At 55.8% G+C, this 22,099-nt stretch carries 23 protein-coding genes; 13 read left to right on the top strand and 10 right to left on the bottom strand.

Annotation, left to right across the window (positions count from 1 at the left end):
• Positions 1-72: 72 nt before the first annotated feature.
• From leuB to leuC, 5 genes are all read right to left on the bottom strand, one after another.
• Complete coding sequence (gene leuB, locus AC07ED_RS15675; RefSeq protein WP_105236001.1) at positions 73-1,179, bottom strand: 3-isopropylmalate dehydrogenase; 1,107 nt, start codon at positions 1,177-1,179, stop codon at positions 73-75.
• A gap of 74 nt (positions 1,180-1,253) precedes the next feature.
• Positions 1,254-2,300, bottom strand: a complete 1,047-nt coding sequence (locus AC07ED_RS15680; protein WP_158664557.1) for an endonuclease/exonuclease/phosphatase family protein — start codon at positions 2,298-2,300, stop codon at positions 1,254-1,256.
• Positions 2,183-3,013 carry a hypothetical protein gene (locus tag AC07ED_RS15685; protein ID WP_105236000.1) on the bottom strand — a complete coding sequence of 277 codons (831 nt, stop codon included), beginning with the start codon at positions 3,011-3,013 and terminating at the stop codon, positions 2,183-2,185. Before AC07ED_RS15685 ends, AC07ED_RS15680 begins: the two co-directional genes overlap by 118 nt.
• Positions 3,014-3,340: 327 nt before the next feature.
• The gene (gene leuD, locus AC07ED_RS15690) at positions 3,341-3,946 is read right to left on the bottom strand and encodes a 3-isopropylmalate dehydratase small subunit (protein ID WP_105235999.1); all 606 of its coding nucleotides are present in this window, start codon (positions 3,944-3,946) and stop codon (positions 3,341-3,343) included.
• Entirely contained in the window at positions 3,946-5,352 is a 1,407-nt protein-coding gene (gene leuC / locus AC07ED_RS15695) for a 3-isopropylmalate dehydratase large subunit (protein WP_105235998.1), read from the bottom strand. Before leuC ends, leuD begins: the two co-directional genes overlap by 1 nt.
• Before the next feature lie 385 nt (positions 5,353-5,737).
• On the opposite strand from leuC, the gene rsfS reads away from it, so the two are divergent.
• Genes rsfS through AC07ED_RS15730 form a run of 7 tightly spaced genes read left to right on the top strand, consistent with a single transcriptional unit; the run spans position 5,738 to position 10,381 of the window.
• Entirely contained in the window at positions 5,738-6,109 is a 372-nt protein-coding gene (rsfS, locus tag AC07ED_RS15700) for a ribosome silencing factor (protein WP_231924726.1), read from the top strand.
• A gap of 4 nt (positions 6,110-6,113) precedes the next feature.
• Entirely contained in the window at positions 6,114-6,584 is a 471-nt protein-coding gene (rlmH, locus tag AC07ED_RS15705) for a 23S rRNA (pseudouridine(1915)-N(3))-methyltransferase RlmH (RefSeq protein ID WP_105235996.1), read from the top strand.
• 58 nt (positions 6,585-6,642) lie between these two features.
• Positions 6,643-7,569, top strand: a complete 927-nt coding sequence (locus AC07ED_RS15710) for an AEC family transporter (RefSeq protein WP_105235995.1) — start codon at positions 6,643-6,645, stop codon at positions 7,567-7,569.
• A gap of 13 nt (positions 7,570-7,582) precedes the next feature.
• Complete coding sequence (gene fghA / locus AC07ED_RS15715; RefSeq protein WP_105235994.1) at positions 7,583-8,410, top strand: S-formylglutathione hydrolase; 828 nt, start codon at positions 7,583-7,585, stop codon at positions 8,408-8,410.
• Positions 8,407-8,853 carry a YaiI/YqxD family protein gene (locus AC07ED_RS15720; protein ID WP_211096410.1) on the top strand — a complete coding sequence of 149 codons (447 nt, stop codon included), beginning with the start codon at positions 8,407-8,409 and terminating at the stop codon, positions 8,851-8,853. Before fghA ends, AC07ED_RS15720 begins: the two co-directional genes overlap by 4 nt.
• 2 nt (positions 8,854-8,855) lie before the next feature.
• Positions 8,856-9,476: an HAD-IA family hydrolase gene (locus AC07ED_RS15725; RefSeq protein ID WP_105235992.1), complete on the top strand. Its 621-nt coding sequence runs from the start codon at positions 8,856-8,858 to the stop codon at positions 9,474-9,476.
• Positions 9,473-10,381, top strand: coding sequence for an ornithine cyclodeaminase family protein (locus tag AC07ED_RS15730; protein ID WP_105235991.1), 909 nt, complete (start codon positions 9,473-9,475; stop codon positions 10,379-10,381). Before AC07ED_RS15725 ends, AC07ED_RS15730 begins: the two co-directional genes overlap by 4 nt.
• On the opposite strand, the gene AC07ED_RS15735 is transcribed toward AC07ED_RS15730, so the two are convergent.
• Positions 10,378-11,613, bottom strand: coding sequence for an MFS transporter (locus AC07ED_RS15735; RefSeq protein WP_105235990.1), 1,236 nt, complete (start codon positions 11,611-11,613; stop codon positions 10,378-10,380). The genes AC07ED_RS15730 and AC07ED_RS15735 overlap by 4 nt on opposite strands.
• 137 nt (positions 11,614-11,750) lie before the next feature.
• Between AC07ED_RS15735 and zapE the strand changes: the two genes are divergently transcribed.
• Positions 11,751-12,824, top strand: a complete 1,074-nt coding sequence (zapE, locus tag AC07ED_RS15740) for a cell division protein ZapE (protein WP_105236416.1) — start codon at positions 11,751-11,753, stop codon at positions 12,822-12,824.
• A 33-nt stretch (positions 12,825-12,857) separates the two neighbouring features.
• Here the strand turns inward: zapE and AC07ED_RS15745 are convergent, their stop codons facing one another.
• The 4 genes from AC07ED_RS15745 to accD form a co-directional block, all read right to left on the bottom strand.
• A complete protein-coding gene (locus AC07ED_RS15745; protein ID WP_105235989.1) occupies positions 12,858-13,775 on the bottom strand; it encodes a LysM peptidoglycan-binding domain-containing protein in 918 nt (305 codons plus the stop codon).
• 21 nt (positions 13,776-13,796) lie between these two features.
• Entirely contained in the window at positions 13,797-14,432 is a 636-nt protein-coding gene (locus AC07ED_RS15750; RefSeq protein WP_105235988.1) for a rhodanese-like domain-containing protein, read from the bottom strand.
• A gap of 369 nt (positions 14,433-14,801) precedes the next feature.
• Positions 14,802-16,079 (bottom strand): bifunctional folylpolyglutamate synthase/dihydrofolate synthase, encoded by a 1,278-nt coding sequence (locus tag AC07ED_RS15755; RefSeq protein WP_105235987.1) that lies wholly within the window; start codon positions 16,077-16,079, stop codon positions 14,802-14,804.
• A 9-nt stretch (positions 16,080-16,088) separates the two neighbouring features.
• A complete protein-coding gene (gene accD, locus AC07ED_RS15760; protein WP_105235986.1) occupies positions 16,089-16,994 on the bottom strand; it encodes an acetyl-CoA carboxylase, carboxyltransferase subunit beta in 906 nt (301 codons plus the stop codon).
• A gap of 131 nt (positions 16,995-17,125) precedes the next feature.
• On the opposite strand from accD, the gene AC07ED_RS15765 reads away from it, so the two are divergent.
• The 5 genes from AC07ED_RS15765 to AC07ED_RS15785 all read left to right on the top strand — a co-directional run bounded on the left by AC07ED_RS15765 (position 17,126) and on the right by AC07ED_RS15785 (position 22,095).
• Positions 17,126-17,701, top strand: coding sequence for a dihydroxy-acid dehydratase (locus AC07ED_RS15765; protein WP_158664556.1), 576 nt, complete (start codon positions 17,126-17,128; stop codon positions 17,699-17,701).
• 97 nt (positions 17,702-17,798) lie between these two features.
• A complete protein-coding gene (locus tag AC07ED_RS15770; protein WP_245918089.1) occupies positions 17,799-18,557 on the top strand; it encodes a DUF6478 family protein in 759 nt (252 codons plus the stop codon).
• A gap of 14 nt (positions 18,558-18,571) precedes the next feature.
• Positions 18,572-18,937, top strand: coding sequence for a hypothetical protein (locus AC07ED_RS15775; RefSeq protein ID WP_105235983.1), 366 nt, complete (start codon positions 18,572-18,574; stop codon positions 18,935-18,937).
• A 72-nt stretch (positions 18,938-19,009) separates the two neighbouring features.
• A complete protein-coding gene (locus AC07ED_RS15780; protein WP_105235982.1) occupies positions 19,010-21,031 on the top strand; it encodes an NADPH-dependent 2,4-dienoyl-CoA reductase in 2,022 nt (673 codons plus the stop codon).
• 158 nt (positions 21,032-21,189) lie between these two features.
• Positions 21,190-22,095 (top strand): LysR family transcriptional regulator, encoded by a 906-nt coding sequence (locus AC07ED_RS15785; RefSeq protein ID WP_067547198.1) that lies wholly within the window; start codon positions 21,190-21,192, stop codon positions 22,093-22,095.
• Positions 22,096-22,099: the final 4 nt, after the last annotated feature.

The following is a 22,099-nucleotide window of genomic DNA, read 5'->3' on the forward strand; positions in this document are numbered from 1 at the left end:
TAAACTCCTGACTTCAGGCAAAAGAAAACGGGCGCTCAAATGAACGCCCGCTTCCTAAAATTTAGATCGCGATTAGAGCGATGCGTCGAGTGCTGCGATGATCTTGTCACCCATTTCCGAAGTGGAAACAGGAACGCCACCTTCAGGGCCGAGCAGGTCTGCAGTACGAACGCCGTCCGCCAGAACCTTCTCAACAGCCTGTTCCAGACGGTCAGCTTCGGCGCCTTGGTCGAAGGAGTAGCGCAGAGCCATTGCGAACGACAGGATACAGGCGATCGGGTTTGCTTTGCCCTGGCCAGCGATGTCCGGCGCAGAACCGTGTACCGGTTCGTAGAGTGCTTTCGGACGGCCATTCGCCATCGGAGCGCCGAGCGATGCGGATGGCAGCATGCCGAGCGAACCGGTTAGCATAGCAGCCGCATCCGACAGAAGGTCGCCGAACAGGTTGTCGGTTACGATCACGTCGAACTGTTTGGGCCAGCGGCAAAGCTGCATTGCGCCAGCGTCTGCATACATGTGCGACAGTTCAACGTCTGGATATTCAGCATCGTGAACTTCGGTCACAACCTGGCGCCACAGGATGCCCGATTCCATAACGTTGGCCTTCTCCATCGAGCAGACCTTGTTGCCGCGTTTGCGGGCCAGTTCGAATGCCGAACGTGCAACGCGTGCGATTTCGGATTCGGTGTAACGCTGGGTGTTGATGCCAACACGCTCGTTGCCTTCTTCGATGATGCCGCGCGGCTCACCGAAATAGATGCCCGAGGTCAGTTCGCGTACGATCATGATATCGAGGCCAGCAACGACGTCTTTTTTCAGCGACGAGAAATCTGCAAGTGCGTCAAAGCACTGTGCTGGACGCAGGTTCGAGAACAGGTCCATTTCCTTGCGAAGGCGCAGAAGGCCGCGCTCTGGCTTCACCGAGAAGTCAAGGTTGTCGTACTGCGGACCGCCAACAGCGCCGAGCAGCACAGCGTCAACGTCTTGCGCTTTGGCCATTGTATCGTCGTGCAGCGGGGTGCCGTATTTGTCGTAGGCGCAGCCACCAACGAGGTCTTCGCTTACGTCAAAAGCGAGGTCGCGCTTGTCGCCGTACCAAGTGATGATCTTCTTAACTTCGCCCATTACTTCAGGGCCAATACCGTCGCCGGCGAGGATCAGGATCGAGGGGTTAGACATCTCGTACTTCCTTGTCTGAAAAGGTCTGGGATGGCCTATCTGTTTGCTGCCCAAGGGTCAAGAAACCAAGGGGTTTATGGCGCTGATAAAACATCTACCCAAACGGGGCGATGCGGTCCGATAGGTGTGTCCTCGATTCCTGCGTTTTGAATTGTCAGAGTGGCGGACGGCAGGACGTAATCGACGCGTAACGCGCCGATGGGATCGGGCCAATACGCTGTGGGCTGGTCGGGAAGTGGGTCGCGTATCCGTGGGTCGTTCAACAAATTAATTATGGCCTCCCGCCGTCCGTCCCCTCGGTCAGGGTCAAGGTTGGCGATGCCTAATGTGACGAAGTCGTCGGGTGGAGGACCAAAGTCGCCGTCCAGAACGTTCCGCCAAAAGCGAATTTCATCCGCGTTTCGCCGCCCATTTCGATCTTCAGGCCCATCGAAAACGGGCGGAGTGGCTGAAAACGCTAGGAGTGTGAGGGGGCGGTTGGGCGTCAAAATCTGAACCTGCCAGTGTCCTACGCTCGATAGCCGCTGGACGCCTCGAAGGGGATCATCTTTGGCCATGAGTGTCTGCGGAAGGTCCGCCCAAAGCGCATCGCTATAGTCGGTGACGGTTCCGATGGGGAAGTTCGACAGAATAGCCATTCCCCCGTCGCCGCTGAACCGCCCATAGCCCATGGCATCACGCGCTTCACCTAACCGTCCGTTTTGATCGGCATCGAAGCCCGTTTGCATGCCGCTGTTTGGTCTCAGTGCAAAAATATGAGGGTAGGGGGTGGACAGGCGGTCATTGAGTGCGCTCAGTGCGCGTAGGTCGAGGTCGTAATCGATATCAGTCAACAGAAGGACATCGGCGGCCAACGCTTCGATTCGCTCGGAAACCTGCACGATCTCAGGTGTTTCATTCAGGATGTCGGCAAGCAAAAGCCCCGGTCCATTTCTGGACAGGGGCGCTGCATAGGTTGCGATACGAATGGTGTCCGCCCAAATGGGCGATACACCGAGGGAAATCAGGCAAGCTGCAAGGAATCGTCGGACAAGGTGCGACGACGTTTGTCTTCGATCAGTTGTGCCACGCGCCCCATCGCGATCCCGCGCATTAGGAGTGACGCAGGTAAGAACGCCCATGCCGAAACCGTCCAAATCAACGTGTGCGGCTCTGCTAAGCTGATCGGGTCAATAAAGTCCGACGCCAGCTTTACGAAGGCCGGAAGGACAAATGGCAGGAGAAATCCAAAGATAATGTTAACTTGGCCATCGCGTTGAAGGCGTTCCACAATGTCCCCACCTGCTGTCGGATCGAACGTCGGCATGTTGGTCCAGACGTTGAAGCCACTTGTGCGCGACGGCCATTGGTTCATGCGCAGGGCGAGAACAAAGCTCGCCAAGGACACGATGGAAACAAGGTATGAGATGCCCGCCGCGGTGCGTAGCGATTGGATTAGGTCCAAATCGGCGTCTTGGGGTAGCATCAGAACCATCAAGCGGACGGGGGAATACGGGAAATCGATCATCTCGGACAGGCGATGCCCGACAGCCGAGATAAACAGTGTCAGCGTGGTTTGTTCGAACTTTCCGCGTGCGATCAACGTGATGAAGAACACGCTCAGGAACAGTGCGATGAATCGGATGCGGTTGAATGGCGGTGCATCGCGGAATTCGACCAAGCTCGGATAGTCCGAGTTGTATTCCACGAACGTAAAGACAGCCGCGATCAGCGCCACAAGGGCGACGATTTGGGTGGTGTCTGAATGGGTGCCCGGTAACAGCATTGACGGAGTCGCAACAAGCAACACCACAAACGCTGCACGCAGAACTGCCCCTGCAATTCGCGAAAACACTACTCTTTTTTCCTCAATCCGGCCGGACCCGATGCTTTGCCGTGTCCTGTTTCCAGTTTGACCTCGTGCGAGATGCACGATCTGCCTCATCTTTGACATAATGTTGCCCATTTTCGGACCCCGCTGCAACTAACGGGTTAATATGACGAAATCTATTGGGCGGTTTTGCGGCATGAGTGGTGCGAGAATGCAACCATTTCAAAGCGGTGCTTTGGCGGGCGAAACTGTGGCACGAAATGTGGCAGACTACATTTGTCCTGTATCCAAATGTATAGCGGGGACCGCCTTTTGGACGATCCCCGCTAAAGTAACGCTATATCTTGTGGCTTAGAGCCACGGACGCTCTGCGTTGGACTTTGCTTCGAACGCGTCAATCGCCGAAACATGCTCCATGGTTAGGCCGATATCGTCCAAACCGTTCATCAGGCAGTGTTTTTTGAACGCGTCGACTTCGAAGGCGAACTCTTGGCCGTCCGAAGTGGTGACAACCTGATTCTCAAGATCAACGGTCATACGAGCGTTAGAGCCCTTTTCCGCGTCTTTCATCAGAACATCGACAACATCCTGCGGGAAGACGATCGGCAGGATGCCGTTCTTGAAGCAGTTGTTAAAGAAGATGTCTGCGAACGAGGTCGAGATCACGCATTTGATGCCAAAGTCAGCAATAGCCCACGGCGCGTGTTCGCGCGACGAACCACAGCCGAAGTTGTCGCCAGCGACAAGAATCTGTGCGTCGCGATACTGCGGTTTGTTCAGGACGAAATCAGCGATTTCGTTGCCCTGACGGTCGTAACGCATTTCGTCGAACAGGTTTACACCCAGACCCGAACGTTTGATCGTCTTAAGAAAGATCTTTGGGATGATCATGTCGGTGTCGATGTTCACCAACGGCATCGGTGCTGCGATACCCTGAAGTGTTTCAAACTTTTCCATTACATCATCTCCCGAACGTCGGTGAGTTTACCGGTGATTGCAGCAGCTGCAGCCATTGCCGGCGAAACGAGGTGGGTGCGGCCTTTGTAGCCCTGACGGCCTTCAAAGTTGCGGTTGGAGGTGGATGCGCAACGCTCGCCCTCGGCCAATTGGTCGGGGTTCATCGCGAGACACATGGAGCAACCAGCCATACGCCATTCAAAGCCAGCATCGATAAAGATCTGCGCGATGCCTTCTTCTTCTGCCTGAGCGCGGACGAGGCCCGAACCCGGAACGACCATAGCACGCATGCCGTCTTTGACTTTTTTGCCCTTCAGGATTTCTGCAGCGGCGCGAAGGTCTTCGATACGGCCGTTGGTGCAGGACCCGATGAACACGGTGTCGATTTCGATATCGGTCAGTTTCTGACCAGAGGTCAGACCCATGTATTCGATCGCGCGTTTCGCAGCTTCGACTTTACCGCCTTTGAAGTCTTCCGGCGACGGAACGACAGCAGAGATCGGCAGAACGTCTTCGGGCGAGGTGCCCCAAGTTACAACGGGTTCGATCTCTTCACCTTTGAGGGTCACAACTTTATCGAAGTGTGCGCCTTCGTCGGTGAACAGGGTTTTCCAGTATTCAACAGCTGCGTCGTAGTCAGCGCCTTTCGGAGCATGCGGACGACCTTTGACGTAGTCGAAGGTTTTCTGATCAGGAGCGATCAAACCAGCGCGTGCGCCGCCTTCGATTGCCATGTTGCAGACAGTCATACGGCCTTCCATCGACAGATCGCGGATCGCTTCGCCGCAATATTCGATGACATAACCAGTACCGCCAGCGGTGCCAGTTGCGCCGATCACAGCCAGAGTGATGTCTTTCGCGGTCACACCCGGCATCAGTTTGCCAGTGATTTCCACTTTCATGTTCTTCGACTTCTTCTGGATGAGCGTCTGGGTCGCCAGAACGTGCTCAACCTCGGACGTACCGATGCCATGTGCCAATGCACCAAATGCACCATGGGTCGCAGTGTGGCTGTCGCCACAAACAACGGTCATTCCCGGAAGGGTCCAACCCTGTTCTGGGCCGACGATGTGCACGATGCCCTGACGAACGTCGGACACTGGGTAGTAGTTGATACCGAACTCTTTTGCGTTCTTATCGAGCGCAGCAACCTGAATGCGGCTGTCTTCGGTCATGGTCGCTGGGTCCGCACGGTCCAGAGTGGTCGGAACGTTGTGATCCGGAACAGCGATGGTTTTTTCCGGAGCGCGCACTTTGCGGCCAGCCATACGCAGACCTTCGAATGCCTGTGGCGAGGTCACTTCGTGAACGAGGTGGCGGTCGATGTACAGCAAGCAGGTGCCGTCTTCGGATTGTTGGACGACGTGTGCGTCCCAGATTTTGTCATAGAGCGTCTTGGGCGACATGGCTCTTACCTTTGGAAATGTTGAAAGTCAGATCGTGAGGACAGGCGCAACGGTGCTGCGCCTCGCGCAACATTACAGTCGGGCGAGGATCGAACGGCTTTCGCCGTAAAACCGTTCACGCAAACGCGCGCGGTCATCCATGTCGAAAACTTGGATCATGGGCGGTCACATAGTTATTTTTGGTGAGTCTCGCAAGGAAACTCTGCGTGGGTGGAATGTCACATATGTGAATCTATGCGTTGTTTGCTGTTGCGGTCCTGTTCTGTTGAAAATAAAGCGATGCGCTGCTACCTTTAGCACAGGCCCAGCGTCGGGGTTTGGACGACGCGCAACCCCGGAGGACAATGACCTGTCTTTCAATACCTCGGCAGATGCGACTGCCCACATGGAGCCAGCGATGACCGTGGCTTCTAATAACGTAACGAGCGATGACATTCTCGCCGCTGTCGTTGCGTCTCTCGAAGACGACAAAGCCGAAGATATCGTGCAGATCCCTCTGCGCGGTAAAACTGAAATGGCTGACTTCATGGTGATTGCATCTGGCCGTTCGACCCGTCAGGTCGCTGCGGTTTCGGAAAAGCTCACCGAACGAATGAAGCAAGCGTTCGGCATTATTTGTAAAGTCGAGGGCGCAGAGATTGGCGACTGGGTTCTGGTCGACTGTGGCGACGTAATCGTCCATGTCTTCCGTCCCGAAGTGCGCGAATTCTATCAGCTGGAAAAAATGTGGCTCCCGACAGGGGCTGCTGAAGCCTGAACTGATGCGCGTTCATATAGTTGCGGTCGGTCGCCTTCGGGCGGGGCCGGAACGTGACCTTATCGACGATTATCTAACACGGTTTGACCGAACAGGACGAGCGCTTGCGCTCGGTCCTGCGAACGTCATTGAGGTGGAGGATAAAAAGAACGCGGGTATGGGGGCTGAGGCCGCCCTGCTTGAAAAAGCGATCCCGAATGGCGCTCTCATTTGCATCATGGATGAGCGTGGAAAGGTCATGACCTCTCCCGACTTTGCCGACCAACTTGGGGGCTGGCGCGATCAAGGGCGTCAGGACATCGCCTTCGTCATCGGTGGCGCGGATGGTCTGGACCCTGCCTTTCGTGCCAAAGCGGATGCTGCGTTGTCCGTTGGCAAGATGGTTTGGCCCCACATGCTGGTGCGCGTGATGCTGAGTGAACAGCTCTACCGTGCCGCGTCGATCCTGTCTGGTTCACCCTATCACCGCGCCTAATCTGGCTTAGCAAAGAAGGCGGGTTCCGTTCCTTCACATGCCATGCTAGCCGTTTCGCATGTGGGCAATTCTTCTTCAAACACTCCCGTTCTTTATGTTGATCGCGCTGGGCTATGGGTCAGGGCGAACGGGCTTCTTTTCGTCCGAAGCGACCTCGTATCTCACCAAGTTCGTTTTCTATTTTGCCCTATCGGCGATGCTGATCCGGTTCTCGGCAAACCTGTCGTTTGACCAGTTGATCGATTGGCCGTTCATGGGGGCATATTTGGTTGGATCGATGGCGGTCTATTTGCTGGTAACGACGGTCGCCATAGTCCGAAAGCTTGGCACCGCTGAGGCCGCGGTAGAGGCACAGGTTGGTGTGATCGGGAATACGGGCTTCCTCGGTATTCCGATGTTGTCCATGCTCCTCGGCGAGGAAGCCATCGGCCCGATTATGATGGTGCTGGTTGTCGATCTGATCGTCTTTTCGTCGCTCATCGTGATCTTGATCTACGGTAGCCGCCACGGACGTTTGTCGTGGAGCGTGTTTGGCACCGTCGGCATTGGTCTTCTGAAGAACCCGATGATCGTTTCTATTGTGGTTGGCATGTTGATCTCGGCATCTGGCTGGTCGATCCCGCGGCCAATCAATGATTTCCTGACCATTCTTGGCGCTGCAGCTACTCCAGGTGCTTTGTTCGCGATCGGTGCGTCGCTGGCGAGCAAATCTGCGGAACGGTTAGTTGTCGCGGGTTGGCTCAGCTTTGCCAAGTTGGTGCTGCATCCAGCATCCGTTGCTTTCGCTGCGTTTGTCCTGTTCCGAGTTGATCCCTTCCCGGCCTCGGTTATGGTTGCGGCGGCATCGCTGCCCGTTGCGGGCAACGTTTATATTCTAGCGCAGCACTACGGGGTTGCCCCCGCGCGCGTGTCAGCGTCGATCCTTGTTTCGACGGCGCTTAGCATTTTAACGGTCTCGGCTGTGATCGCCTGGGTCCAAGTCTAATCGGAGGTCATCAATGGAAACGATTTCGCAAAGCAAATGCTACGGCGGTGTTCAAGGTGTGTATCGGCACGCATCAGACGCGACTGGCACCGATATGACATTTGGTCTGTTCCTGCCCGAAGAGGCTGAACATGCGCCCGTTCCCGTCCTTTGGTTCCTTGCGGGTCTGACCTGCACCCATGAGAACGCGATGATCAAAGCGGGTGCGCAGGTTTGGGCAGCAGAGCACGGTATTGCGCTGGCGTTTCCTGACACCTCGCCGCGTGGCGAAGGTGTAGCGAATGATGATGCCTATGACATGGGGCAGGGCGCTGGGTTCTATGTGAACGCAACCGAAGCGCCGTGGGCACCGCATTTCCGTATGTTCGACTACGTCACGGAAGAACTGCCGCGTATCATTGCCGCGAACTTCGCGGTCGATGAGGACCGCCAGTCGATCACTGGACACTCAATGGGTGGTCATGGTGCGCTGACAATTGCGATGAACGTGCCGCGCTATCGCTCGGTCTCCGCGTTTTCGCCGATCTGTAACCCTACCGCTGGCGACTGGGGCCGCCCGCAGTTCACGGCCTACTTGGGCACCGATGAAAGCAAATGGGCAAAGCATGACGCGACCCTGCTGATGCGCGACGTTGGCCTCAATATCCCGCTGCTGGTCGATACGGGCGCGAATGACCAATACGCCGACTATCTGATGACCGAGAAGTTCTGGGCCGCAACCGCAGAGCGCCGGATCCCAGCAACCCTCCGTCTGCAGCCGGGATACGACCACAGCTATTTCTTTGTGACCTCGTTCCTCGAAGATCACATCGCATTCCACGCAGAGGCTCTCTACGCGTGATCTACGTTGATGCCGATGCCTGCCCGGTTAAGGCCGAGGTAGAGCGGGTCGGAACCCGTCATCAGACACGCATGTTTATCGTGTCGAATGGCGGGCTTCGTCCGTCGCAAAACCCTCTGGTCGAAACGGTGATCGTTCCCGAGGGACCTGACATCGCCGATATGTGGATTGCTGATCGTGCAACCAAGGGCGATGTGGTTGTTACAGGCGATATCCCACTGGCCGCCAAATGCGTCGCAGCTGGTGCGCGGGTCCTTAAACACAACGGCGAAGCTCTAACCGAGGCCAATATTGGCAACGTCCTCGCAACACGGGATTTGATGGCGGATCTACGGTCGGCTGATCCCTTCCGTCAGGGCGGTGGTAAACCATTCTCCAAGGCAGACCGATCACGGTTCCTCGACGCCCTAGAGCGCGAGCTGCAACGTATAAAAAGAGGCTAATCATGGGTATCGAAGCCGTCGTTTTTGACATTGGCAACGTGCTGATCGAATGGAATCCCGAACGTGTTTATGACCGCGTGATTGGGGTGGAGCGTCGCAAGGCGATGTTCGAAGCCGTCGACCTGCACGGCATGAACGATCAGGTGGATCGCGGTCAGAATTGGTATGATGCTGTGTCGGAATGCGCAGCGCAGAACCCTGACTGGCACGACGAAATCATGATGTGGCACGAGCGTTGGCTCGAAATGGCGTCACCAGCAATCGACCACTCGGTGCGTTTGTTGCGAGCCCTTCGATCTAAAGGTGTTCCAGTGTTTGCGCTGTCGAATTTCGGCATTCAGACTTTTGAAATCGGCGAGCGAGAATATCCGTTCTTGGAAGAGTTCGACCGTCGCTACATCTCTGGGCACATGGGAGAAGTGAAACCAGAGCCCGAGATTTATCGCATGCTAGAAGACGATTGCGGTGTTGCGCCAACGGCGCTTTTATTCGCCGACGATCGGGCTGATAATATTGCTGCGGCCGCTGCGCGTGGGTGGAACACGCATCTCTTTACTGATCCGCAGGGATTTGCAGATCGCCTTGTTGCCGAAGGGCTGTTGAGCGATGAGGACGCGAAATGATCGACATCGTTCCTTTCGACGAAGGTCAGGCGTTGCTTGACTGGATTGGACTAACGGACGCTATTGCTGAAGGTCATACTCTGCCCAAGGCAGAGATCGCCGATACGTTTCTCTATCGCGGTGATGATACGCTCCTCACACGTAGCGCATGGATTGATGGTCTTGGGATTGCGGTCAAAGCCGCCACGATTTTCCCAATGAACAATGAAAAGGGACTGCGTAACGTAAACGGCGCAATGAACCTTATGTCGGATGTGACTGGCGACCTAGAAGCGGTTATTGATTTCGGCCTTGTGACAAAATGGAAAACGGCAGGGGATAGCTTGTTGGCGGCTCGACGTTTGGCGCGACCAGAGAGCGAGAACATCGTGATCATTGGCGCAGGAACGGTCGCTGCATCGTTGCGCGAGGCATATGGCGCGTTATTTCCGAACGCTCATTTTATTATCGCAGGGCGTCGGTTAGAAACCGCATCGGCCCTTGCTGCACAGTATCCCGCGACTGAGGCCACTACGGATGTTGAGGCCGCCGTTCGTGCCGCCGATATCATCACCTGTGCGACACCAGCCAAACAGATCGTGCTCAAAGGCGAATGGCTCCACGCGGGTCAGCACGTCGACCTAATCGGCGCGTTTCGACCTGACCTGCGTGAGGCAGACACCGAGGCGCTTCTGCGGTCACGTGTGTTCATGGATAGCCGTGACACCGTGCTCCACGATATTGGCGAACTGCGCATCCCTATTGAGTCAGGGGAGTATGATCCTGCGAACGTCGTGGCCGACTACTATACGTTGGATGCTTTTACCCGCGCTCCCGATGACATCACCCTGTTCAAGAACGGTGGTGGTGCTCACCTCGATCTTATGACTGCGCGGTATATCTTGGATCGGTGGCGCGCGCGTTAAGCCGCGAGCGCCGTCCGCTTTTCTTTGATTGGAAGGTGGACCAAGGCCGAGAACGCGCCCACGCCGACACCAACCCACCACACGTAAGTGTAGGTGCCATAGATGTCGTAGAGTTTGCCGCCGAGCCATACGCCCAAGAAGCTACCTAGCTGGTGGGAAAAGAACACGATCCCGTAGAGCGTACCCATGTAGCGCAGCCCATAGAGGTGCGCGACGAGACCCGAGGTGAGCGGAACAGTGGCGAGCCAGAGGCTGCCCATAACGATCGAGAATACGATAACGGTGAGGGGTGTCATCGGCGTGAGGATGAACCATGCGGCCACGATAGTCCGCGCGGCGTAAATGCTCGCCAGCAGATATTTCTTTGAATACCGTTTGCCGAGGTAACCCGCCAACAGCGTCCCCATGATATTTGCCAAACCTATCAGAGAGATCGCAGCAGCACCGAGGGCAGAGGTCGAGTTGATGCCCATTCCAGCCAAGAAAGTGCCCCCTGCAATCGGTCCGCAGCTTTCCGCAACGAAAGCTGGGAAGTGGGCGGTGACAAAGGCGAGCTGATATCCGCAGGAAAAGAACCCAAGGAAAATCATTGTGTAGGACGGATCGCGGAATGCACGGCCCAAAATGGTGCCCATGCTTTCTTGAAGTTCAGCCTTTGATGCGACCTGAGGTGCGCGCATGAACGGCAAAAGGAAAAGCGTGGCGAGGATTGCAGCGGCAAACCACAGGAACACGTTTTGCCATGACATGGACTGCAAAAGGAACTCTGCAACTGGGGCACCGAACACTTGGCCCGCAGATCCTGCAGCCGTCGCAATCGCGAGGCTCATGGAGCGGTTTTCATCCGAACTGGCGCGACCAACAACGGCGAGAATGACGCCGAAGCCCGTGCCTGCAATGCCAAAGCCCACGAGAATTTCATACAGCTGATGCTGAATCGGGAGCGTCGCACCCGCTGACAGGATCAAACCAGCAGCATAGGCCAGCGCGCCCAGAATAATGGCCTTACGATCGCCGACCTTTTCGGCAACAGCGCCGAAGATCGGCTGCCCTATGCCCCATGCGAGGTTCTGGATCGCAATCGCGAGGCTGAAATCAGACCGAAGCCAATTGAATTCCGTGGCGATGGGAATTTGAAACACCCCAAACGACGCACGAATTGAGAAGCCGATCATGACGATGATGCAGCCAGTGATCAGGACGGGTGTAAAGAGGGGTGCGCTTTTGTTCATGGCGCGACAGTGTCGGGCCGTTTGATCGCCGTCAATCGGCTGCTTTAGATTTTCGATGACATTTTGTGCGGCCCTACATTGCCGTCCGAAATGCGGCGCGGCTTTTCTTTGGCCATGCTGCGGGCTATGTGCGGTTTATGACTGGTATCATTGATGCATATCGTACGGGCGTTGCCGAAGGCCGCCTGAAACCCGACCCCGCTCAAGAAGCGGTTTTGGACGCGCTCGAACGTGTTCAAACTGAACTAGCGCAGCCGCCAGTTAAAAAGGGCTTCTTCCGTAAGGCCGCTCATACACCTGTTCGCGGACTTTATCTCTGGGGCGGCGTCGGGCGCGGAAAATCCATGCTCATGGACCTGCTCTATTCCTTGGTCGATGTACCGAAACGGCGTGAGCACTTTCATGCGTTTATGCAATGGGTCCATTCTGAAATGGCAAAGGCGCGTGCGCAGGGCGTGGATGATGCCATCGTTCCTGTTGCCGATGCCTTGGTTAAAGATGTTCGGCTCCTCGCGTTCGATGAAATGCAGATCAGCGATATTACTGATGCGATGATTGTTGGCCGTTTGTTTGAAAAACTCTTCGAGGCTGGTGTTACGGTTGTGACCACCTCGAACCGGGTTCCAGATGACCTCTATAAAAATGGTCTGAATCGCCAACTTTTCCTGCCCTTCATTGATCTGATTAAGGATCAATTGGAGGTGCGCGAGTTAGTCAGCGAGACGGACCACCGTCAGGGTCGGTTGCATGACGAGAAACGGTATTTCACGCCGATTACGCCAGACGCACGAGCATCAATTCGGGCGATTTGGACCGATTTTGCTGGGGATAGTGCGCACCCTCTCGTTCTTAAAGTTAAAGGTCGTGATGTGACGCTGCCCGGTTTCTGCAACGGCGTGGCGCGGGCGTCGTTCTTTGACTTGTGCGGGCGGATGTTGGGGCCAGCAGATTACCTTGCTGTTGCAGATGCCGTTCGTGTGCTGATCCTCGAAGATATTCCTGCGCTCAGCCGCAATAACTTTAACGAAGCGAAACGGTTCGTCACATTGATCGACGCGCTCTACGAGGCCAAGGTTGAACTGATTTGTTCCGCGGCATCGGAACCAGAAACACTCTACCTCGAAGGGGAGGGGGTCTTCGAATTCGAACGCACCGCCAGTCGCCTGAGGGAAATGCAGGACAAGACTTGGGGCAAACAGGTTGACGAATAAATGAAGGGCGGGGATTTCCCCGCCTTTCTTCTTTTACCCTAGCTCTGGGATAACCAATCGCTGGCCCGTTTGGATGCGATCAGGGCTGGATAGGATGGTGCGGTTCGCTTCGAAAATGCGGGGGTAGTATTCAACCGACCCGTAGAATTTTACCGAGATCGACCCCAAGCTGTCGCCCGAACCAACGGTGTAGAACCGGAATTGTTCGGTTTCACCCGCGCGCTGAACCACGCGAACCTCAACGCCATCCGACGGCCCCAACGGTGTGGTTGGAACGGCTGCGCGTTGGCCTGTCGTGGCGGCGGTGGCCTCTTGAACAATCGACGCAAGGAGGGTGGCGGTATCTACACGACCGTCAGAAGTCACAAGCATGTTTGGAACGGTGATCTGACCAGCCGATGCGGCCTCGTTCAAAAGCGCATCGATATAGGAATCCGACTGACCTTCTTTCAGCGCCCACGCGACCAGCGTTTGCAGATCGTTTTGTTGAGGTGCTGCGGCGGCGGGTTGTCCCGTTGCGCCGCGGATGCCCGACAGAACACTCGCGGTCATGTTCATCATTTCATCCCCGCCTAGCTCTGCGGGAGTTGGCGCAGGTGCCGCGCCTGTTGCCAGACCAAGTGCCGCCAGAACGCCGGCGGTCGTGTCACCGATAGAACTCGTGTCGGTTTGGATCTTTAGCTCTGGTTCTTGTCCCGCGCGGGATGCCGCCAGAATGCGGGCCGCAGCCTGACCCGCAACACCAGGGGCTGGGGCGATGGCTTCGGCGACGCCAGGTGCCAAAGTGCCCGTTGACCCAATCGGCGTAGCCACGGGCGCAGTCACGTTGCCAGTTTCATTGCGTGTTACGTCAATCGTGGCAGGTTCGTCGTCTGACGAGAACGGTGCCAGAATAATCACGATGCAGATCGTCAAAGCCGCGATGAAAAAACCTAATACGGTGCGGATCATAATACTCTTCTCCTAAGCGGCTTAGCCGTCATTCGACGGCGTAACAGTTGTCAGGCCAAGCATGACCCAATCTTGCACACCACCACGGTAATAAAACAGTTTTTCGGCGGGGTATCCCGCCTCTAGTAGTCCTCGGATCGCGCGGGGCGATTGATCACACCACGGGCCGTTGCAATAGAGCATGAGGTCGAGGGCGTTTGTGAAATCCAAACCACCGCCAACCTCAACTGCGCCGAGCGCTTTGATGATGTCAGTGCGATAGGGGTTCGAGGCTTCCAGTGTTGTGAACGGCACATTGATCGCACCGGGAATTGCGCCGCGAACGAAAAAGTCAGGGACGCGGCTGTCGATCAGCAAACCACTGCCAGCGGCGACTTTGGTCGACAGGAAGTCGATGACCTCCAGTTCGCCAACAGTTTCCACACCATCCGCAATGGTTATCGGGTGAATACAAAACGGTGGGCATGGGCGAGATGTCTTCGTGAAATCGCCCGTCAAAAGGTTCTCTGTATCTTGAATACGGCTGATCGTGACTGTCGTGCCGTTCAGGTCAATGACCGCCTCGGGCAAATTGTCGGTGATCTTTACATCTTGAGCCTGCGCGGCGCCAAAGCCCACGCAGAGCCCGATCGCTATACTGCTAAACAGTCGCAACATCTTCTGTCCCCCAATCTTCGAAACACATCTTGTTGTTATGCGCTGGCAGGCGCTGTGTGTTCCGTCGCTTTGACCGCATTTTGGAGAATCAGGTGACGCAAGTCAAACGTGCGAATCGCCTCAACGGGTTCATCCATAAAGAGATTCACAAAAATGATTCGGTATCAGTGTGTTACAAACAGAAAGACGAGCCAAAAATAGCCCGCCTCCCCGCCCTGCCTGGCCGGTATGCTGTCGCGCGTTGGCGTCTAACAGCGAATTCTACCGTGAATCTAGCGGTCTAGGTGATTCGCGGTCAAGGGGAGCGATTCGAATCGAACGTATATTTTGACGCTGGATTTCGTGCCATCCGAGTAGGGGCAGCCGCCCTTACCCGTTGCTGCGCAGAATGTGACCCGCCAAATAGAGCGAGCCGCAAATCAGAATACGAGCAGAGGGATCGGTTTTGACGATCTCTGCGATTGCGTCGGCTGTCGAATTTGCGGTTTTCACTTTGGCGAAACCTGCCTCACGTGCTGCATTCGCTGTTGTGTCTGCGGGAAGAGTATTGATCTCATCGGGGATCGAAATTGCGGTGAGACTTTGCGCGACATCAGCCAGCGGGCGCATGTAGCCCGTTACGTCCTTAGTGTTCAGCATGCCGCAAATCAGATGGGTCGGGCGCTGCGGTAGGCGGGACAGTGTTTTAGCAACGGCTTCGCCACCCGCTGGGTTATGCCCGCCGTCCAGCCAGAGCTCACAATTGCCAGCCAAATCGATAAGCGGCCCCGTTTTCAGACGCTGCATCCGTGCGGGCCATTCGGCTTTGGTCACAGCGGCCTCAGTCGCAACGCTCGACATGCCAAGCATTCGCAAAGCTGCAATCGCTGCGCCAGCGTTCTGGATCTGGTGCGGGCCAGGCAGGTTGGGGAGCGGTAGATCGCAGAGGCCCTGTTCGTCCTGATAGACGATGCGGCCATGCTCTTCGCCAATGTGCCACTGTTGGCCGTAGGCAGAGATCGGCGCGCCGATGCGGCCAGCCGTTGCTTCGATCACGTCCATGGATTCATCTTGCTGCGGGCCCACGATGACAGGCACGCCGCGTTTAATGATGCCTGCCTTTTCGCCGGCAATCGCAGTCAGGGTCGAACCGAGGAACTGTTCGTGGTCAATCGAAATTGGTGTCAGGATCGAGAGCGCTGGTTTCGCCACAACGTTCGTTGCGTCCAGACGACCACCTAAGCCGACCTCTAGCAGAGTGTAGTCCGCAGGTGTGCGTGCCATCGCTAGGATCGCGGCGCAGGTGGTGATTTCGAAATAGGTAATCGGCTCACCGCCATTGGCGGCGTAGCATTCGTCCAGAACTTCGGTGAGGTAACTTTCCGAGATCAGCTCACCAGCCAACCGAATGCGCTCGTGGAACCGTGCGAGGTGCGGCGAGGTATAGGCGTGAACCTTTTTACCTTCCGCCTCTAAGCCAGCGCGGATCATGGCCTGCGTCGACCCTTTGCCGTTCGTTCCAGCAAGGTGGATGACGGGCGGCAAATCATCCTGCGGATTGCCAAGAGCATCCAGCAAACGCCAAACGCGGTCCAAAACAAGGTCGATGACCTTGGGGTGCAAGGCCATCATCCGTTCGAGGATCACATCCGAAGTCGGAGCAGTCATTTGATTTGGTTATTCCGCTTTTGCAGGTTGTTCAGCAGGCGCAGGAAGGTCAGCCGCGACAACAGCATCCATGCCCATAAGCATTCGGATGATTTGCGCTAGTTCTTCCTTTTGCTTGCCACGCGGTGTCACGCGGTCGAGCATGCCGTGGTCCAGCAGGTATTCAGCGCGTTGGAACCCTTCGGGCAGTTTCTCGCGAATAGTCTGTTCGATAACGCGCGGGCCTGCGAAACAGATCAGTGCGTTCGGTTCTGCGATATGGACATCGCCGAGCATCGCGTAAGATGCGGTGACGCCACCTGTGGTTGGGTGTGTCAGAACCACAATGTAGGGCAGGCCCGCTTCTTTGAGCATATCGACCGCGATGGTCGTGCGGGGCATTTGCATCAGCGAGAGGATACCCTCTTGCATACGTGCGCCACCAGCAGCGGAAAACAGAACCAGTGGACGGCCAAGCTCGACAGCGCGTTCAGCGGCAGCAATGATCGCGTTGCCGACATACATCGACATCGAACCACCCATGAAGCTGAAGTCCTGAGCAGCAGCCACGATCGGTGTGCGGAAAATCTCGCCCTCGGCAACCAGCATGGCTTCTTTTTCGCCAGTGGATTTTTGCGAGGCTTTCATCCGGTCCACGTATTTCTTTTGGTCGCGGAATTTGAGCGGATCGTCGATTGGGGTTGGAACCTTCACCTCTGTAAAGACGCCGCCATCAAAGAGAGCGGTGAAACGGTCGCGCGGTGTAATCGCCATGTGATGATTACAGTTTGTGCAGACGTTCTGATTGTCAGCCAATTCACGGTGAAACAGCATGGTTCCACATTCGCCGCACTTCGTCCAAAGGTTCTCTGGAACCTCACGACGAGAAAAGAGCGAGTTGATCGTCGGGCGGACGTAATTCGAAATCCAGTTCATCGCGCTTGCCTTTGTTCGCTATTGGTGACCGAAATAAGCCGCGCCGCCCTGAATTGCAATCAACGCTTCTATTGGTTGATGCCAAAGGTATCGTCGCCTAAACCGCAATGGGCTACGACCCGGAGGCGATTATGAATTTGAAGATGCGCGTAATGGCTGCTTTTTGGGGCGCTTCGCTACTGGTGTCTGCATGCACTTTGGACGACGGTTTGGCTTATGGGCCCAAGTCTATTGATGTTTTGGGCGGCGAAATCGCCGTTGTTGCACCTGAAGGCTACTGTTTCGATCGAAGAGCAAGTCGTCTGGTAGAAGGCTTTACAGTGGCAACTCCCTGTGGTGCGTCTCGCCTTGCTTTGATCACGACACAAATCGGTGAAGCGGATAGCGCCGCCGTCTTTGGGGCAGAAAACGCGCTGTCGCAGTTGATTCAGCATCCTGATGGTCGAGCTTTGCTGAGTGGGGCAGGTGATCCTTCGACGATATTTGTGCATCACGTTCAAGTTCACGATCACCGAGTTGAGGTGTTCTTTAGCGATACCGCGTCGTCCTTGTCGGATGGGTTTCAGGCGACCCAGTGGCGCGCCTTCTTTGATTATCAGGGCAGGATGGCCACGGTTTCTGTGCGGTGGTGGGATCAATCGCCTCTTGATCAATCGCAGGGGCTGGCAGTTTTGCGGGCGGCGGCGACTGCTCTGATAGGTGATTGATGTTTCGACAAAAGTGCCGACTGTGGCTTGACGGCATGACCCAACTCGGGGGATTGTCGGCATGGTTGTGCCAAGACAAAAGGGACATTCGGGCAGGATGAACCTGATCGACAAATTCATGATGCGCCGCCTGATGCGCTATTTGGCGCAGATGGTCAAAGACGCGAAGACCAGCAAACTGGACTTGGTGCGGCGGCGGCTGTTCTCGGCTCTCGAAGTGCGCGCACAGATGGATGAGTTCATCTATGTCGCGAACGAACGTCTTGCTTTGCCGATGATCGGTGCAAACCGCTTTCCGACCCCTCGTGGCACGGATTGGGCGTGGCGCCCGCAATTGTGGCGTGGTCCTTTGGGTGTCAAAGGCATGGCCTCGGCGCCGTCTAAGACGATGATTGGCGAAGAGGTCACGCTCTATCACGATTGCCAAATTAGCGAACTGACGCTCCGCCAATTGCGCAATACTCGCGAAGCCGATCTTGCCCCGTACGGATTGCGTATGGATGTTTTCAAATTTGACGGCACCTATCTGAGCCTCGCCATCGATTTTCCAGATGAGGCCTGCCACGGCCTCACGATGAAGCATCTTGTCCGCTGTGACCCGATTATCGAGACGGAAAAGCCGCTCGAGATATTTGCGCGTTTGAACATCAAACACGGCCCCAACGTTGAACAGATTGTCCGCGAACTGCCGTTGGGGACAAACAGCCAAATGGTCGAGTTTGATCTTGGGTATTCAAAGCTCAATGAGAAGCGGATCGAGAAAGTTTGGATGGACCTCATTTTCGAAGGTCCGTCTATGAATCAGGTAACGGTGCGTGACCTCACGCTCTGCCGTTATCCTCGTGCTGAATTCTAATCAAAGGGACCGCGATGAGAACTCCAGCCCTGACAAAAACCCGCTTGTTCGAAGGCGTCTGGGAAGGCGTCCTAACCGTCTCGACACAAACAGCGCCGTCCATTGTTGTTACGCATTTGGCGCGTGAGATTTCTGGCGTTGACGTGACTGGTGCCGAAGGCGGCTGGGTTGTCCGCGTTCCTGTGCCTGCGGATGTGCTGAGCGATGGCGTGCAGACCTTTATCATCGCAGACCGAGATAGCGGTGAAACCCTCGCCACCTTTTCCGTCATCTGCGGTGAACCCGTAGCCGAAGATATTCGTGCAGAGTTGGACCTCTTGCGGGCCGAGCTCGACCTTCTGAAAAAAGCGTTCCGTCGTCATTGCGTAGAAACGATGTAACTCGGTGACGCCGCGTTGTAGGTGACGCGCTGGGAAAGTCGCTGCATTGTGCCCCCGAATAGGGAGGCCACTATGACGAAATATCCGCACCTGCTTGCTCCACTTGATCTGGGATTTGTGACCCTAAAGAACCGCGTTCTGATGGGGTCGATGCATACTGGGCTGGAGGAGACCAAGGATTGGAACCGCGTTGCCGAGTTTTACGCAACACGGGCGCGGGGCGGTGTGGCTCTGATGGTCACAGGTGGCATGGCCCCAAACAAAGAGGGCGGTGTTTTCCCCGGTGCGGCCGGCCTATTCACTGACCAAGACATCGCCAATCATCGTATCGTGACGGACCGTGTGCACGAGGCGGATGGCAAAATCGCAATGCAGATCCTCCATGCGGGTCGGTATGCCTATGGACCAGACTGTGTGTCTGCTTCTGCGATCAAATCTCCTATTTCGCCTTTTCCTCCTAAAGAGATTGATGAGGAAGGGATCGAAAAACAGATCGCCGATTTCGTAACCGCCGCGACCCGCGCCAAAGAAGCGGGCTATGATGGGGTCGAGGTGATGGGGTCCGAGGGGTACTTCATCAACCAGTTCCTCGTCTTGCATACCAATAAACGCACGGATCGCTGGGGCGGGGACTATGAGAACCGCATGCGACTGCCCGTCGAAATCGTGCGCCGCATCCGCGAGGCCGTTGGGACTGAGTTTATCATCATCTATCGACTGTCGATGATCGATTTGATCCCGAACGGATCATCCTTTGATGAGGTGATCCAACTCGCCAAGGCGATTGAGGCAGCAGGGGCAACGATCATCAACACTGGGATCGGTTGGCACGAGGCTCGTATTCCGACGATTGCGACCAGCGTACCGCGCCGTGCTTTCTCTTGGGTCACAAAAAAGCTGATGGGTCATGTGAGCATCCCCGTCATCACATCGAACAGGATCAATACGCCCGACGTTGCAGAAGAAGTCTTGGCCGATGGGTGCGCGGATATGGTAAGTATGGCGCGTCCGTTCCTCGCTGATCCGAATTTCGTTGCCAAAGCGGCGGTGGATCGGGCCGATACAATTGCGCCCTGTATTGCCTGCAATCAGGCCTGTTTGGATCATACCTTTGGCGGCAAGCTGAGCAGTTGCTTGGTGAACCCGCGTGCTTGTTTCGAGACAGAGTTGGTTGTTGCGCCTGCAAGTGAGGCGAAAACGATCGCTGTGGTCGGCGCTGGTCCTGCAGGACTATCAACTGCTTTGACGGCCGCCGAACGTGGGCACAAGGTCACAATTTTTGATCGCAGTGACCGTTTGGGCGGGCAGCTCAATCTCGCAAAACAGGTTCCCGGTAAAGAAGAGTTTCATGGCCTCGTCGATTGGTTTGGTACTGCGATTGCCGAAGCGGGCATTGAACTACGTTTGAATGAAACGGCTACCGTCGATACGCTGCGGTCATTTGATGAGGTCGTCATCGCAACGGGCGTTGTGCCGCGTGATCCAGAAATCGAAGGTCAGGATTTGCCGCATGTTCTGTCCTACATTGACGTCCTTCGTGGTGCCGAAGTGGGCAAGCGCGTTGTTGTCATCGGTGCAGGTGGCATCGGTTTTGATGTCTCGGAATTCCTCGTCACGGGCGAAAGTCCCACGATAGACCTGCCAGAATGGCTCCGTGAATGGGGCGTGACGGACCCGTCGGAACAGCGGGGTGGTCTCGCCCCCGAAGGCCCGCTGCCTGATGCCGCAATCCGCGACGTGACCCTTCTGCAGCGTAAGGCTGAAAAGCCAGGGCGCCGTTTGGGTAAGACGACGGGTTGGATCCATCGTGCCACGCTCCAGATGAAAGGCGTTACGATGAAGGGCGGTGTAAACTACGAACGCATCACGCACGAGGGTATCTGGGTATCGACGGGTGAAGCTCGTGAAAACCCAACACTGATCCCATGTGACAACGTTGTCTTGTGCGCTGGGCAGGTGTCCGAAAGGTCTCTGGCGGATGCGTTGGAAGCCGAAGGGATTCCCTGCCATGTTATTGGTGGCGCGGATGTTGCGGCAGAATTGGACGCAAAACGGGCAATTGATCAAGGCACGAGATTGGCTGCAACCCTCTGATTTCATAAGGGATGATCTACCCGATCGGCCTTGCGGACTATTCCTATGCATTAGGAATTGTCCGCGAAAATCCCCGATATTGTCCGCTCATGGCCCAGATTGTGCCCGATTTGGCGACGATACCATGAGCCTAGGAATTAGTATCAAAGGGTCGAGTAATGGATCGCCTTACCGAAATGGAAGCCTTCGCCACTGTCGTGGATCAGGGCGGTTTTACGGATGCCGCCAAAAAGATGGGGATTTCGAAATCCGCTGTCTCGAAGCACGTATCCGCACTCGAAGCTCGCCTTGGCGCGCGCCTTCTGAACCGAACGACGCGGCGTGTTAGTCCAACTGAGATTGGTCTAGCCTATTACGACCGCGCCCGCCGCGTTCTCAACGATGCTGGCGAAGCGGATTCACTCGTCACCTCGATGCAATCTGCGCCGTCAGGTCTGTTGCGGATATCTGTGGCCACCGATTTCGGTGTGAACCACCTGTCGCCGATCTTAGGTGAGTTCCTGCAGGAATTCCCTGACATCACCGTCAATATGGTGCTCAACAACCGTTATGTAGAGCTGATCTCCGAAGGCTTTGACATGGCGATCCGTATTGGTGAGCTAGAAGACAGCACACTTCGGGCGCGCAAGCTGACGGAAACCAACCGTCGGATGATCGCATCACCGCATTACTTCCAGAAATACGGTCGTCCGCAAAAGATTGATGATCTGAACGATCACAAACTGCTTCACTATTCGAACCAAGCAAACAGCGCGGTTTGGAAGATCACAGCGCCAAGCGGTGAGAAACGTCAGGTTCGAACTGCTGGTTGGCTCACTGTGAATGATGGCCAATCGCTTTTGAACGCTTGCGTCTCGGGCCTTGGCATCGCTTACCTCCCGTCGTTCCTATACGCGGACGCGATGAAGCAGGGCCTCGTTGAAGAAGCTATTCCCGATCTGCCTGTCGAAACTCAAGGTATCTATGCCGTCTACCCGCCGGGCCGCTTTACCCAACCGAAGGTGCGCGCGTTCATTGATTTCCTCGTGCACGCCTATGCGGAAAAAGGGCCAGATAGCTGGTAATTTG

The sequence above is a fragment of the Aestuarium zhoushanense genome, assembly GCF_056431045.1.

Bases quoted from the DNA above. Each gene is read 5' to 3' on its own strand.
- leuB (WP_105236001.1), bottom strand. From the start codon at position 1,179: ATGTCTAACCCCTCGATCCTGATCCTCGCCGGCGACGGTATTGGCCCT.
- AC07ED_RS15680 (WP_158664557.1), bottom strand. From the start codon at position 2,300: ATGGGCGTTCTTACCTGCGTCACTCCTAATGCGCGGGATCGCGATGGG.
- leuD (WP_105235999.1), bottom strand. From the start codon at position 3,946: ATGGAAAAGTTTGAAACACTTCAGGGTATCGCAGCACCGATGCCGTTG.
- leuC (WP_105235998.1), bottom strand. From the start codon at position 5,352: ATGTCGCCCAAGACGCTCTATGACAAAATCTGGGACGCACACGTCGTC.
- rsfS (WP_231924726.1), top strand. From the start codon at position 5,738: ATGGAGCCAGCGATGACCGTGGCTTCTAATAACGTAACGAGCGATGAC.
- rlmH (WP_105235996.1), top strand. From the start codon at position 6,114: ATGCGCGTTCATATAGTTGCGGTCGGTCGCCTTCGGGCGGGGCCGGAA.
- AC07ED_RS15710 (WP_105235995.1), top strand. From the start codon at position 6,643: ATGTGGGCAATTCTTCTTCAAACACTCCCGTTCTTTATGTTGATCGCG.
- fghA (WP_105235994.1), top strand. From the start codon at position 7,583: ATGGAAACGATTTCGCAAAGCAAATGCTACGGCGGTGTTCAAGGTGTG.
- AC07ED_RS15725 (WP_105235992.1), top strand. From the start codon at position 8,856: ATGGGTATCGAAGCCGTCGTTTTTGACATTGGCAACGTGCTGATCGAA.
- AC07ED_RS15730 (WP_105235991.1), top strand. From the start codon at position 9,473: ATGATCGACATCGTTCCTTTCGACGAAGGTCAGGCGTTGCTTGACTGG.
- AC07ED_RS15735 (WP_105235990.1), bottom strand. From the start codon at position 11,613: ATGAACAAAAGCGCACCCCTCTTTACACCCGTCCTGATCACTGGCTGC.
- zapE (WP_105236416.1), top strand. From the start codon at position 11,751: ATGACTGGTATCATTGATGCATATCGTACGGGCGTTGCCGAAGGCCGC.
- AC07ED_RS15745 (WP_105235989.1), bottom strand. From the start codon at position 13,775: ATGATCCGCACCGTATTAGGTTTTTTCATCGCGGCTTTGACGATCTGC.
- AC07ED_RS15750 (WP_105235988.1), bottom strand. From the start codon at position 14,432: ATGTTGCGACTGTTTAGCAGTATAGCGATCGGGCTCTGCGTGGGCTTT.
- AC07ED_RS15755 (WP_105235987.1), bottom strand. From the start codon at position 16,079: ATGACTGCTCCGACTTCGGATGTGATCCTCGAACGGATGATGGCCTTG.
- accD (WP_105235986.1), bottom strand. From the start codon at position 16,994: ATGAACTGGATTTCGAATTACGTCCGCCCGACGATCAACTCGCTCTTT.
- AC07ED_RS15765 (WP_158664556.1), top strand. From the start codon at position 17,126: ATGAATTTGAAGATGCGCGTAATGGCTGCTTTTTGGGGCGCTTCGCTA.
- AC07ED_RS15770 (WP_245918089.1), top strand. From the start codon at position 17,799: ATGAACCTGATCGACAAATTCATGATGCGCCGCCTGATGCGCTATTTG.
- AC07ED_RS15775 (WP_105235983.1), top strand. From the start codon at position 18,572: ATGAGAACTCCAGCCCTGACAAAAACCCGCTTGTTCGAAGGCGTCTGG.
- AC07ED_RS15780 (WP_105235982.1), top strand. From the start codon at position 19,010: ATGACGAAATATCCGCACCTGCTTGCTCCACTTGATCTGGGATTTGTG.
- AC07ED_RS15785 (WP_067547198.1), top strand. From the start codon at position 21,190: ATGGATCGCCTTACCGAAATGGAAGCCTTCGCCACTGTCGTGGATCAG.